The following is a 12,986-nucleotide window of genomic DNA, read 5'->3' as shown; positions in this document are numbered from 1 at the left end:
TCGCTGCGGCGGGCGCGCCGATCGGCTAAGAACGCACGCGAATCGTCCCGAATTGCAAACCATTAACCGAAAGTTCGGGACCGCCCGGCTACGTGACCGGACCGATGAAGAGTGGGTCGATGACTGCAGCTTTCGTGCTTGGGATCAACATGTCCGTGGCCGGCATTTTTGCCGTCGCGTTCGCCGTGGTCGCGGCGACCAACCGGACCGCGCGCGGCGCGTGGTGGCTCGCGCTCGGCTATGGCATGGGCATCGTCTACGTCGGCCTCGAATTTCTGTTGACGCGGCAGGTCGACCCGACCCCCGTAGGCATCGGCATCTTTCTTGTCTTTCTGCTCGCGGTCAGCTTCGCGCTGGTCGGCGTTGCGGGTCATTATAGCGCGCGGCCACCTTTGGCCGCGATGGCGGTGATATGGGTACTCACGATCCTCGCCGTCCCCGTGATTTTCAGCATGACTTATGGCTCGACGCTGCGGCTCATGCTCTATCAGCTGCCCTATTTCGCGATGCAGGTCCTGATCGGTCTGGTGATCTGGCGCTCGGGTCGCCGCCAGCCGCTCGACCTGCTGCTGATCGCGCTGCAGGTGGTCGCGGCGATCATCTATGTCGTCAAGCCCTTCATCGCCGCCCAGATCGGAACGGCGAGTTCGCCGCAAGGCTATATGGCGACGACCTACGCCGCGATCTCGCAGAGCGGCAGCGTCGTGACCCTCATGGCGATCGCGCTCGTGATGCTGCTAGTGATGATGCGCGACACGACGGCGGAAATGGTCACGCGCTCGGAAACCGATCCGCTTTCGAGCGTGCTCAACCGGCGCGGCTTCGAACATCACGCCGAACTGGCGTTTCTGCGTGGCGGGGGGGGCGGTGCTGATCACCGCCGATCTCGACGATTTCAAAAAAATCAACGACAGTTTCGGCCACGCGGCGGGCGACGGCGTGATCGCGCATTTCGCGGCGATGCTGGCCGATGCGGCGCCTGCGAACGCGATCGTCGGCCGCATCGGCGGCGAGGAGTTCGCGGTCCTGCTTCCCGACGCCTTACTGTCCGACGGACGGCTTTATGCCGAATCTGTGCGCGTCGCGTTCGCCTCGGCGCGGTTGCCGGTTTTCGGAGTCGATCGCAGCTTCACGGCGTCCTTCGGCGTCGCCCAGCGAACGTCGGACCATTCGCTGTTCGAATTGGCGCGCCGCGCCGATGCCGCGCTCTATCGGGCCAAGGCCGCGGGACGGAACCAGGTTCGGGTCGCGCTCGGGGAAATGCCGCCAGTGGCGGCGCTGGGCGTCGCCTGATCCTAGACCCCGAGCAGCGGCGTGTCTTCCTCACGCGGCGGCGCGGGTTCAAAACCGGGGATGGGTTCGAAGCCTTCTTCGCTGAGTTCGATCGACGCGAGGCCGCCGAGCTTGAAATGGCCAAGCCGCGGTTCCTCGTCCGAGCGCCAGCTCTTGCCCAGATTGAGCGCGCTGATGAACAGGTCGCCGCGGCGTTCGAACAGCAGATGCGGCGCCAGCGTCAGCGTCTGGCCGTTATATTGCGCCGTCACCAGCTTTTTGCGGGCGATGGCTTCCATCAATTTCAGTCGTGTGTCGTCCATGGATCCGGGTCGTTTGGGGAGGTGTCTATTTTCGTTGTGCGTTGCAACGTAACCTACGCCGCCCCCATTGGAAAGCGCCCATTGCCAATCGAATCCAATCGCGGCATAGCGCGCTGGCCCTTTCCTCCCCGGGTCCACTGGCGCAGCCGCGCCGACCAGAGGGTGCTTGCATGACCGAATTTCTCGACCGCTCCGGCCTGTCCGTCGATTCGCGACTGGCCGATTTCATCGAACAGCGCGCGCTGCCGGGGACCGGGCTCGACGCCGATAAATTCTGGAGCGATTTCGCGGGCTTGCTCGGCACGTTCGCGCCCGAGAATGCCGCATTGCTGGCAAAGCGCGAGGATTTGCAGGCACAGATCGATGCCTGGCACGAGGCACGCACCGGACAGGCGCACGACCCCGCAGCTTATCAGGCGTTCCTCCGCGACATCGGCTATCTCGTCCCAGAACCCGCGCCGTTCAGCGTCGGCACCCAAAATGTCGACCCCGAGATCGCGACGATGGCGGGGCCGCAGCTCGTCGTGCCCGCGCTCAACGCCCGCTTCGCTCTCAACGCCGCCAATGCGCGCTGGGGCAGCCTTTACGACGCGTTTTACGGCACCGACGCGCTCGATGCGCCGCCCGCGAAGCCCGGCGGCTACGACGGCGACCGCGGCGCGGCGGTGATTGCGCGCGCCAAGGCGTTCCTCGACGAAGCGGTGCCGCTCGCATCAGGAAGCTGGGCCGACTGGCGGGGCGGAGATCTCATCCTCGCCGACCCCGCGCAATGGGTCGGCAGCAAGCCCGGCGGAATCCTGCTCCGCCACAACGGCCTGCACGTCGAACTTGTAGTCGACCCCGCCAGCGCGATCGGCAGGACCGACCCCGCCGGCATCGCCGACGTCATCCTCGAAGCCGCGCTCACGACGATCATCGACCTTGAGGACTCGGTCGCCGCGGTCGATGGCGAAGACAAGGTGCTCGGCTATTCGAACTGGCTCGGCTTGATGCGCGGCGATTTGACCGCGAGCTTTGCCAAGGGCGGCAGGACCGTCACGCGCGCGATGGAAGCCGACCGCGAATGGACCTCGCCGTCGGGCGAGGCGTTCGCGCTCCACGGCCGCAGCGTGATGTTCGTCCGCAACGTCGGCCATCTGATGACGACGCCGATGATCAAGCTGGCGGACGGCGCCGAAGCCCCCGAAGGCCTCTGCGATGCGGTCATCACCAGCCTTTGCTCGCTCCACGACGTCAAGGGGCTCGGCAGCCTCAAGAACAGCTGCGCGGGCAGCATCTATATCGTCAAGCCCAAGCAGCACGGGCCCGAGGAATGCGGCTTCACCGATCGTGTTTTCAATGCCGTCGAGGATATGCTCGGTCTCGCGCGCCACACGATCAAGGTCGGCGTCATGGACGAGGAACGCCGCACCAGTGCCAACCTCGCCGCGTGCATCCACGCGGTGAAGGACCGCATCGTCTTCATCAACACCGGCTTCCTCGACCGCACCGGCGATGAGATTCACACCTCGATGCGCGCGGGGCCGATGATCCCCAAGGGTGAGATGAAGGCGAGCGACTGGATCACCAGCTACGAGGACCGCAACGTCCGCATCGGCCTCGCCTGCGGGCTTTCGGGCAAGGCGCAGATCGGCAAGGGCATGTGGGCGATGCCCGACCTGATGAAAGCGATGCTCGACGCCAAGATCGGCCATCCGAAGTCGGGCGCGAACACCGCCTGGGTGCCGTCGCCGACCGCCGCGACGCTGCACGCGCTGCACTATCATGCGGTCGACGTCTTCGCCCGCCAGCGCGAGATCGGGGGCGAGGCGGTGCCGTCGCTGGACCGGCTTCTCGCCATCCCCGTCGCCACCGGGCGCAACTGGAGCGAAGCCGAAATCACCCGCGAGCTCGACAATAATTGCCAGGGCATTTTGGGCTATGTCGTGCGCTGGATCGATCAGGGCGTCGGCTGCTCGAAGGTCCCCGACATCGACGACGTCGGCCTGATGGAGGACCGCGCGACCTTGCGCATTTCGAGCCAGGCGCTCGCCAACTGGCTGCTCCACGGCGTCTGCACCGAATCCCAGGTCGACGCCGCGCTCGCGCGCATGGCGGCCAAGGTCGACGCGCAGAACGCGGGTGATCCGCTCTACGAGACGCTGACGCCGGGCGGCATCGCGTATCAGGCGGCGCGCGCTCTGATCTTCGACGGCGTGACGCAGCCGTCGGGCTATACCGAGCCGCTACTCCACAAATATCGGCAGATGAAGAAGGCGGCCTGAACGTCACCGTCCGATTGCTTGCTCGCGGCTTGAACGTCCGAAGAATGTTGAGATAGGAAGTGAAATAGGGTAGGGGGGTATAGTATGAGCCATCTCTCCTCCCGGCCCGATCTCCTCGCACGCGTTCATCGGATCGCGGGACAGGTCGCCGCGGTGGAAAAAGCGCTGAGCTCGGACGCCTCCTGTGCGACGGTGCTCCATCGCGTCGCCGCCGTGCGCGGCGCGGTGAACGGATTGCTCGATGAAATTATCGCCGAGCATCTCAACGACCATGTCGCCTTGCCCGGTCTCAGCGACGAAGAACGCGCCGTCGGCGCCGACGAGCTGCTGGCGGTCATCCGCCGCTACGCCAAATAAGGTGCGCTGATGTCCGAATCCGTCCCCACCCAACATCTGCACGATTTCCTCGGTGCCTCGCACGACGAGAATGCGAAGCGCACGCTGTGGGTGGTCGCGCTGACCGCGGTGATGATGGTTGCGGAGATCGCGGCGGGTTACTGGACCGGGTCGATGGCGCTGCTCGCCGACGGCTTTCATATGGCGACCCACGCCGGCGCGCTCGGCCTGGCCGCGCTCGCCTATCGCTACGCCAAGCAACATCGCCACGATCCGCGCTACAGCTTCGGCACCGGCAAGGTCGGCGATCTGACCGGCTTCGCCTCGGCGCTGATCCTCGGCATCTTCGCGATCGGCATCGCGGTCGAATCCTTCCTGCGCCTGATCGATCCGGTGCGTGTCGATTTCGCGAGCGCGACGCTTGTCGCGGTGCTCGGCCTCGCGGTCAATATCGTCAGCGCGCTGCTCCTGATGGGCGGGCGCCACCATCACGGGCATGGCGATGATCATGGGCATGACCAGGATCACGCCCACCACCATCCCGGTCACGACAATAATCTCCGCTCGGCCTATTTCCATGTCCTCGCCGACGCGCTGACCTCGCTGCTCGCGATCGGCGCATTGCTCGCGGGGCGCTATCTCGGGCTTTACTGGATGGACCCCGCCATGGGCATCGTCGGCGCGCTCGTCATCGCGCGCTGGTCGTCGGGGCTGATGCGCGATACCGCGGCGATCCTGCTCGACACCAACGATGATGACGCCGCGGCGGCGATCCGCTCGCGGGTCGAGGCGGCGGGGGCGGTCGTCACCGATCTCCACGTCTGGCGCGTTGGCCCACAGGCGCGCGCGGCGATCGTCGAAGTGAAAGGCGATGTGGCGTACGAGGAACTTCGCGATCGGCTGAAGGACATCGTGACGGTCGCGCATCTGACGATTGCGCTGCGCTGATCGCTTTCGGCTGACGCCGCGCGGTCGCGCCGGGTTGATGATATCTTCGAAGGCGCTGTATAGGCGCGGGCCTTTTTGGTCCCTCGTTTTTCGCAGGAGTTTTTTGTGTGCAGATCGCGGTGCTGACCTTCGATGGCTTCAACGAACTCGATTCGTTCGTCGCCGCGGCCATATTGAACCGCCTCCGCGGGCAGGGCTGGGAAGCGCATATCACCGCGCCGACGCCGCACGTCACCTCGATGAACGGCGTGACGATCGAACGCCAGCAACCGCTCGACTTCGCGGCAAAGGCCGATGCGGTGATCATCGGCAGCGGGATCAAGACGCGCGAGATCGCCGCCGATCCGCTGATGCTCGGCCGCATCCGGCTCGACTCGGCGCGCCAGCTCATCGGCGCGCAATGTTCGGGGACGCTGCTGCTCGCCAGGCTCGGGCTGATCGGCGATCTCCCCGCCTGCACCGACCTCACCACCAAGCCGTGGGTGATCGAGGCGGGCGTCGAAGTGCTCGACGCGCCCTTCGTCGCGCACGGCAATGTCGCGACGGCTGGCGGCTGCCTCGCGTCGCAATATCTTGCCGCGTGGATCATCGCGCGGCTGGCGGGCGTCGCGGCCGCCGAAGAGGCGCTGCACTATGTCGCGCCGGTCGGCGAAAAGGCCGATTATGTCGAGCGTGCGATGGCGGCGGTGCGGGCGTTCCTGCCCGTGGAGGCTCGCGCGCGTACCGCATAGTTGGCGATCCCATACAATACAGCTTGCTCCACCCCCCTATAACGCGGCATTTTGCGGCACAGGGCAATGGGGGCAGGGCGATGACGGCACCGTTCAATTTCGGGCAGCTCAAATTTCTGAAGGCGCTGACCGAGGCGCTTTTTCACGAAGCCGAGATGATGATCTCGGCCGATCAGGTCGTCGCCAATGTCTGCGACCTGTTCGAAAAAATCGGGGGAACCAAGCTCGACGAGATCCGGCTGTCGCTAACCGCGACCGAGTTGGTGCTCGGCGGACCTTTCTTTACCGAAAATGACGTCGCGGACCGCGTCGAGCGGCTGACCGATCGCCTCAAGAACAGCCAGATCGACCTGTTCCAGGATATGGCGCGGCTGCGCGGCATCATCTACGCCTGCTATTACGGCCATTGGCAGCCGGGGCTGACACCCGGCGACCAGGGCGCAAACGCCGCCAATCCGGTGCACCGCCAGATCGGTTTCACGCTGCCCCAATTCCGTCAGCGCGGCGACTATGACGTGCCGCTGGCGCCGGTCCACGGACGCGAAATCGACCCCGCGCATATCCTCGACGCCGACAGCGTCGGGCAGGAATATGACGTCGTCGTCATCGGTTCGGGCGCGGGGGGCGGGGTCGCCGCGCGGAACATCGCGGCGCAGGGTTACAAGGTGCTGATCGTCGAGGCGGGGCCTTTCTATCCCAGTCCCGCGATCACCCATCACGAACTCGACATGATCGCGCGGCTTTACAAACATGGCGCGCTGCAAACCTCGACCAACCGCGATTTCGTCGTGTTTCAGGGACGCTGCGTCGGGGGGTCGTCGACGATCAACAATGGGATATGCTTGCGCGTCAACGAAGCCGGGCGCACGCATCCCGACGCGCCGGACGTGCTCGCCAAATGGGCGAGCATCGGCGCGCCGATCGACGCCGCCGCCTTTCACGCGAGCTATGACGCGGTGCAGGCGAGGCTCGGCATCGCGCCGATCGAACCGCGCAGCGGGCGCCACAACGGCCCGCATCTGATCAACGGCTGGACCAGCTATGCCGCGACGTCGAGCAACCCGCGCGACCGGCGCGCCGTCGCCGACTGGTTTGCCAAGAATTTCGGCCCGCCGAACACGGTCAATGCCTGTGCCTATTGCGGCTATTGCAATTCGGGCTGCGCCTATGGCCGCCGCATGGGGATCGCCCAGACCTATTTGCCCGAGGCGTGCCGCGATTTCGGGGCGCGCATCCTGCCGGACACCAAGGCCGAGCGAATCGTCTGGCAGACCGCCTATGACGGCCGCCGCGAGGCGGAAGCGGTGAAGCTGGTCTTGCCCGACGGATCGAAGCGGCTCGTCCGCGCCCGCGTCGGGGTGGTGGTCGCGGCGGGCACGATCGCATCGTCGAAGCTGCTCGATCGCAGCGACATCGACCGCACCGGCTATCAGATTTCCCTGAACGTCGCTTCGCCGGTCGTCGCGCTGATGCCCGACGGCGTCGGCGGCGACGCGTGGGACGAGGATCAGATGTCGAGCTATGTCGATTGCGGCGACTATCTGCTTGAAAGCCATTTTCAGCCGCCGATGTCGATGGCGTCGCTGATGCCCGGCTGGTTCGGCGATCATGCGGAGCGCATGAGGAATTTCGGCCGCGTCCATTCGGCGGGCATATTGTTTCCGGCCGACCGCCGCGGGCGCGTGAAGGACGGCAAGCTCGAATTCCGGCTCGACGCCAGCGACGATCTTCCCGTGCTGCGCGACGCGATGGCGACGCTGACCAAGGTGCATTTCGCCGCCGGCGCGCTCGAATGCTATCCCGCGCTGGCGAAGGGGCAGAAGGTCACGCCCGATATGGATGTCGACGCCTTTTTCCGCGACGCGATCCGCGAACAGGATGATGTCACCCTGTCGAGCAGCCATCCGCACGGCGGCAATGCGATCAACGAGAATTCGCAGCACGGCGTCGTCGACCTCGATTGCCGCGTGCACGGAACGACCAATGTGCTCGTCACCGACGCGAGCGTGTTTCCCAGCTGCATCCGCGTCAACGCGCAATGGACCACGATGGCGATGGCGCATTACGCGACCGCGCGCGGCGATCCGTTTCGCTGAGCTTCCGATCCTCCCTGTGGCGAAGCCATGGGGAGGTGGCAGCGCGGAGCGCTGACGGAGGGGGCCATGGCGCACCGTCGCTCCCCTCCACCATGCTTCGCATGGTCCCCCTCCCCACCGCTCCGCGGCAGGGAGGATTATTCCCTTGGCCGCGGCTTTTGTTTAAGGGGCGGCAGAAATGACCTACACCGTCGCCGCCCTCTACCGCTTCGCTTCGTTCGACGATCCCGCCATGTTGCGCCAGCCGCTACTCGACCTCTGCACCGCGCACGACATCAAAGGAACGCTGCTGCTCGCGCGCGAAGGGATTAACGGCACCATCGCCGGGAGCGAAACCGGGATCGCCGTCGTCATCGACCATATCCGCGCGCTCCCCGATTGCGCCGCGCTCGACGTCAAATATTCGACCGCCGCCGATATGCCGTTCCAGCGGATGAAGGTGCGGCTGAAAAAGGAAATCGTCACGCTCAAGGTGCCCGGGCTCGACCCCGCGCGGAGTGCCGCGCCCTATGTCGATCCCGCCGACTGGAACGCGCTCGTCGACGATCCGGACACGGTACTTATCGACACGCGCAACGGGTTCGAGGTCGGTTACGGCAGCTTCGCGGGCGCGGTCGATCCCGAAACCAAAAGCTTCGGCGACTTTCCCGACTGGTGGCGCGCCAACGCCGAACGTTTCGCGGGCAAGCGGATCGCGATGTTCTGCACCGGCGGCATTCGCTGCGAAAAATCGACCGCTTTCCTCCGCCACGAGGGCGTCGAGGACGTCGTTCACCTGAAGGGCGGCATATTGGCCTATCTCGAACAGGTGCCCGAGGGTGACAGCCGCTGGCACGGCAGCTGCTTTGTTTTCGACGAGCGCGTGAGCGTCGGGCACGGATTGGTCGAGGTGGGCGAGAAGGATTGAGCCGTCAGCTCAGCACGCGCGCGGCCCCATATTCGTACCAGCCGAACGGTCGCGGTGTCTTCGGGATATAGGCGGCGGCCTGCCGGTCGACCGCGAAGCCCGCCTTTTCATACGCGTCGCCGATCGGGCGGGTCAGGTGGCAGTTGCCGCCGATGCGCTTCCAGACCGGCTCGATTCGCCGCTGCCATTTCGCGACCCCCGCATCGGGCGCGGCGCCATGTTCGAGGAACAGCGCCGTCCCGCCGGGCTTCAGCACGCGGCGGATTTCGGCGAGCACGGCCGCCTGATCGGTGACCGAACAGAGGGTGAAGGTCGTGACGACGGTATCGAACGACCCGCTCGCGAACGGCATCGCCTCGCCGACGCCTTCGCGGATATCGGCCTCGATCCCGTGCGCCGCCGCAGCGGCGACGCTCATCGCGAGCAGTTCGGGCGAGGGATCGAGCCCGCTGAAGCTCTCGATCTGCCCCGGACGATAGAATTCCATGTTGATCCCGCCGCCGCAGCCGAGTTCGAGCACATGCCCGCGCGCGCGCGGCACGACCTTGCTCCTGACCTTCATGATCTGCCCCTGCGAACAGGCGCATTTGATCAGGCGCGGTACTCCATGACGTTCCCACCAGCTTGCCATTCGCCAGTCTCCCCTTGGCGCGGAAGGTGACCCTTGCTAGCGCACTTGGCAACACCCATCTGTGCCTACCCGCACCGCCAACGAAAGATCGCCATGCCCGCCGTCCATCATACCAAGATGCTCATCCTCGGCTCCGGCCCCGCCGGTCTCTCGGCCGCCATCTATGCCGCGCGCGCGGGCATGATGCCGATCGTGGTGCAGGGGCTCCAGCCCGGCGGCCAGTTGACGATCACCACCGACGTCGAAAATTATCCGGGTTTCGCCGAAGTGATCCAGGGCCCGTGGCTGATGGAACAGATGACCGCGCAGGCGACGCACGTCGGCACCAGCATGATCTGGGACACGATCGTCGACGTCGACCTGTCGCGCCGCCCGTTCAAGCTGACCGGCGACGGCGGCGACGTCTATATGGCCGAAACGCTGGTGATCGCGACGGGTGCGCAGGCGAAATGGCTCGGCGTTCCGGGCGAACAGGAGCTCGGCGGCAAGGGCGTCTCGGCCTGTGCCACCTGCGACGGCTTCTTCTATCGCGGCAAGAAGGTCGTCGTGATCGGTGGCGGCAACACCGCGGTCGAGGAGGCGCTGTACCTGACGAACCATAGCGACGATGTGACGCTGATCCACCGCCGCGACAGCTTGCGCGCCGAAAAGATCCTGCAGGACCGGCTGCACGCCAATCCCAAGATCAAGGTCTTGTGGAACAAGAAGGTCGACCGCTTCGTCGCGGGCGAAGGCGTGTCGGGGCTCGTCGGCGTCGACCTGATCGACACCGTCACCGGCGAGGCGAGCTTTGAGCCCACCGACGGCGGCTTCGTCGCGATCGGCCACAGCCCGTCGACCGAATTGTTCAAGGACAAGCTGCCGCTCGACGCCGACGGCTATCTGGAAGTGACCCCGGGCACGTCGTTGACCGCGATCCCCGGCGTCTTCGCGGCCGGCGACGTGACCGACAAAATCTATCGTCAGGCGGTGACCGCCGCGGGCATGGGCTGCATGGCCGCGCTCGACGCCGAACGCTTTTTGGCCGAAGCCGAATATCACGCGATGGTGGACGCCTAAGGAGCGAAACGGCCGCTAACGACCGACTGCGGACCCTGATCCTCCCCGTCGCGCAGCGATGGGGAGGATCAGGAATGCCTAACGTCCGCTCCCCACCCCGACCAATCTGATCGCCGCGACGCTTTACGCCGCCTTGCCGTGCGCCACGTCCATGCTCACCGCGCTGCCCGCGTCGATCTCGGCCGCCTTCGCTTCGACGAGCTTGACGATATGGCCGATCATGTCGGCGTCCTCGACATGATGGTCGGTGACGCCCGACAGGAAGACCATATGCTTGCCGTTGCCGCCGCCGGTGATGCCGATGTCGGTTTCGCGCGCCTCGCCGGGGCCGTTGACGACGCAGCCGAGGACCGAGAGCGACATCGGGGTCTTGATGTGGCTCAGCGCATCCTCGAGCGCCTGGACGGTGCGGATGACGTCGAAGCCCTGGCGCGCGCAGCTGGGGCAGGAGACGACGCGGACGCCGCGGGTGCGGAGGCCCAGCGATTTCAGGATTTCATAGCCGACGCGCACTTCCTCTTCGGGCTCGGCCGAGAGGCTGACGCGGATCGTGTCGCCGATGCCCGCCCAGAGCAGGTTGCCGATGCCGAGCGCGCTCTTGACGGTGCCGCCGATCAGCCCGCCGGCTTCGGTGATGCCGAGGTGGAGCGGGCAGTCGACCGCGTCGGCGAGCTGCGCATAGGCGGCGACCGCGAGGAAGACGTCGCTCGCCTTCACCGCCACCTTATAGTCGTGGAAATCATGGTCCTGGAGCAGCTTGATATGGTCGAGCGCGCTTTCGACGAGCGCCTCGGGGCAGGGTTCGCCATATTTTTCGAGCAGGTCTTTCTCGAGCGACCCCGCGTTGACGCCGATGCGGATCGCGCAGCCGTTCGCCTTGGCGGCGCGCACGACCTCGCCGACGCGCTCGCTGCTGCCGATATTGCCGGGGTTGATGCGCAGGCACGCGGCGCCGGCGTCGGCGGCTTCGAGCGCGCGCTTATAGTGGAAATGGATGTCGGCGATGATCGGGATGCGCGCCGCGCGGACGATTGCCCCAAGCGCGGCGGTCGAATCGGTATCGGGGCAGGAGACGCGGATCAGGTCGGCGCCCGCTTCCTCGCAGCGGCGGATCTGGTCGATCGTCGCGACGGGGTCGGACGTCAGCGTGTTGGTCATCGTCTGGACGCTGATCGGCGCGCCGCCGCCGACGGGGACGTTGCCGACCATGATCTGACGGCATTCGCGCCGTGCAATATCGCGCCAAGGGCGCAGGCCGGGATTGTGATCGCTCATGGTTGGGGCTCGGTCGAGAGGGAGATATGCGCCGCTCTTTAGCCGCCCGGCGCCCGATTGGCAAAGCCAAGCCACGGCGTGCGGCTTGTGGCGGGACCGCCGCGCCCCTATGCTGAACCGATATGAGGCGACGGCTTTGTTGCGCTGCGCGGCGCGATCGGCGGTTTCCGGCCAGGCATGAGAGACTATTGATGCGTTTTTTCGACACGGCCGGCGCTGGCCTGCTGTTCGCGGCCGCGGCCATGTCGGCCCCCGCTTTTGCCCAGGATGACCCGATTACCGGCGGCGGCGGCCCGCTTTCGCTGTCGGGCGAGGTCGCGGTCGTCAGCGACTATCGTTTCCGCGGAATTTCGCTGTCGGACGAGGAAATCGCGCTGCAACCGAGCCTGACGCTCAGCCACGAAAGCGGCTTTTACGCCGGCGTCTGGGGGTCGACGATGCCCGACAATCCGCTGTCGGGAAAGTTCGAGCTCGACCTCTATGGCGGCTATGCGACCGAGATCGCGCCCGGCACTTCGGTCGATGCCGGAGTGATCTGGTACGGCTATCCCGGCAACCGGAGCTGGGCCGGACCTGCCGACTATGTCGAGTTCAGCGGCAAGCTGTCGCACGACATCGGCCCGCTTTCGGCGACCGGGACCGTCGCCTATGCGCCCGCGCAGCGGTCGATGGGCGACAGCTGGTATTATAACCTCGGCGTTTCGTCGGGCATCCCCAATACGCCGGTCACGGTCCACGCCGGGGTCGGCTATTCCGACGGCTCGCTCGCGCTGACCGCGCCCCCGGGCGACTATGTCGACTGGTCGCTCGGCGCGTCCTATGTCGTCGGCCCGGCGACGCTATCGGCGCGCTATATCGACACCGATATTGCGAAGACGGGGGTGAGAGCGGTCGACACGCTTTACGACCCGACGGTCGTATTCACGCTCGGCCTTGCCTTCTGATCGCGCGTCGGGCGGGGAATTTCGCGTAACATAATTTCATCCGCCGCATATATTCCTAATCATCTGTTGCACAAAAGTCGCATGGCGCCGTTTTAACGCGGCGGATGCGGCTTTTTCGTTTGTGCGCCGCACCAATCTGGTGAAGATCGACGCACGCACGACGGGACTAGCCCGAACAGAGGCCGGCAGCCGTGCGGCAG

14 protein-coding genes are annotated in these 12,986 nt (G+C 65.8%); 9 read left to right on the top strand and 5 right to left on the bottom strand.

Annotation, left to right across the window (positions count from 1 at the left end; all coding sequences use genetic code 11):
* Positions 1-62 precede the first annotated feature (62 nt).
* Entirely contained in the window at positions 63-656 is a 594-nt protein-coding gene (locus GGR90_RS19330; protein ID WP_245198332.1) for a hypothetical protein, read from the bottom strand.
* Positions 657-673: 17 nt separating this feature from the next.
* Entirely contained in the window at positions 674-811 is a 138-nt protein-coding gene (locus GGR90_RS19325; RefSeq protein ID WP_245198331.1) for a hypothetical protein, read from the bottom strand.
* Positions 812-852: 41 nt separating this feature from the next.
* On the opposite strand from GGR90_RS19325, the gene GGR90_RS19320 reads away from it, so the two are divergent.
* Complete coding sequence (locus GGR90_RS19320; RefSeq protein ID WP_342449868.1) at positions 853-1,293, top strand: GGDEF domain-containing protein; 441 nt, start codon at positions 853-855, stop codon at positions 1,291-1,293.
* A 2-nt stretch (positions 1,294-1,295) separates the two neighbouring features.
* Here the strand turns inward: GGR90_RS19320 and GGR90_RS01050 are convergent, their stop codons facing one another.
* Complete coding sequence (locus GGR90_RS01050; RefSeq protein ID WP_167918652.1) at positions 1,296-1,595, bottom strand: WYL domain-containing protein; 300 nt, start codon at positions 1,593-1,595, stop codon at positions 1,296-1,298.
* A gap of 170 nt (positions 1,596-1,765) precedes the next feature.
* Here GGR90_RS01050 and GGR90_RS01045 point away from each other — a divergent pair, with 170 nt between their 5' ends.
* The 6 genes from GGR90_RS01045 (at position 1,766) to trhO (ending at position 8,877) form a co-directional block, all read left to right on the top strand.
* Entirely contained in the window at positions 1,766-3,859 is a 2,094-nt protein-coding gene (locus GGR90_RS01045; RefSeq protein WP_167918650.1) for a malate synthase G, read from the top strand.
* A gap of 84 nt (positions 3,860-3,943) precedes the next feature.
* Positions 3,944-4,216 carry a metal/formaldehyde-sensitive transcriptional repressor gene (locus GGR90_RS01040; RefSeq protein ID WP_167918648.1) on the top strand — a complete coding sequence of 91 codons (273 nt, stop codon included), beginning with the start codon at positions 3,944-3,946 and terminating at the stop codon, positions 4,214-4,216.
* Positions 4,217-4,225: 9 nt separating this feature from the next.
* The gene (gene dmeF, locus GGR90_RS01035; RefSeq protein WP_167918646.1) at positions 4,226-5,143 is read left to right on the top strand and encodes a CDF family Co(II)/Ni(II) efflux transporter DmeF; all 918 of its coding nucleotides are present in this window, start codon (positions 4,226-4,228) and stop codon (positions 5,141-5,143) included.
* Positions 5,144-5,250: 107 nt separating this feature from the next.
* Positions 5,251-5,874, top strand: a complete 624-nt coding sequence (locus tag GGR90_RS01030) for a DJ-1/PfpI family protein (protein ID WP_167918634.1) — start codon at positions 5,251-5,253, stop codon at positions 5,872-5,874.
* A gap of 80 nt (positions 5,875-5,954) precedes the next feature.
* A complete protein-coding gene (locus tag GGR90_RS01025) occupies positions 5,955-7,970 on the top strand; it encodes a GMC family oxidoreductase N-terminal domain-containing protein (protein ID WP_167918632.1) in 2,016 nt (671 codons plus the stop codon).
* Between the two features lie 178 nt (positions 7,971-8,148).
* Positions 8,149-8,877 carry an oxygen-dependent tRNA uridine(34) hydroxylase TrhO gene (gene trhO, locus GGR90_RS01020; protein ID WP_167918630.1) on the top strand — a complete coding sequence of 243 codons (729 nt, stop codon included), beginning with the start codon at positions 8,149-8,151 and terminating at the stop codon, positions 8,875-8,877.
* Positions 8,878-8,881: 4 nt separating this feature from the next.
* Here trhO and GGR90_RS01015 read toward each other — a convergent pair whose 3' ends face one another.
* The gene (locus tag GGR90_RS01015; RefSeq protein ID WP_167918628.1) at positions 8,882-9,508 is read right to left on the bottom strand and encodes a class I SAM-dependent methyltransferase; all 627 of its coding nucleotides are present in this window, start codon (positions 9,506-9,508) and stop codon (positions 8,882-8,884) included.
* A 93-nt stretch (positions 9,509-9,601) separates the two neighbouring features.
* On the opposite strand from GGR90_RS01015, the gene trxB reads away from it, so the two are divergent.
* The gene (gene trxB / locus GGR90_RS01010; protein ID WP_167918626.1) at positions 9,602-10,567 is read left to right on the top strand and encodes a thioredoxin-disulfide reductase; all 966 of its coding nucleotides are present in this window, start codon (positions 9,602-9,604) and stop codon (positions 10,565-10,567) included.
* Between the two features lie 123 nt (positions 10,568-10,690).
* Here trxB and ispG read toward each other — a convergent pair whose 3' ends face one another.
* Positions 10,691-11,842: a flavodoxin-dependent (E)-4-hydroxy-3-methylbut-2-enyl-diphosphate synthase gene (gene ispG, locus GGR90_RS01005; protein WP_167918624.1), complete on the bottom strand. Its 1,152-nt coding sequence runs from the start codon at positions 11,840-11,842 to the stop codon at positions 10,691-10,693.
* Positions 11,843-12,033: 191 nt separating this feature from the next.
* Between ispG and GGR90_RS01000 the strand changes: the two genes are divergently transcribed.
* A complete protein-coding gene (locus tag GGR90_RS01000; RefSeq protein WP_167918622.1) occupies positions 12,034-12,786 on the top strand; it encodes a TorF family putative porin in 753 nt (250 codons plus the stop codon).
* Positions 12,787-12,986 lie beyond the last annotated feature (200 nt).

Origin of the sequence: Sphingopyxis italica, assembly GCF_011926545.1 — a bacterium.
In the GTDB taxonomy this organism is placed as follows: Bacteria; Pseudomonadota; Alphaproteobacteria; order Sphingomonadales; family Sphingomonadaceae; genus Sphingopyxis; species Sphingopyxis italica.
Note: the sequence above shows the minus strand (reverse complement) of the source record. Positions and strands in the feature narration are given on the sequence as shown.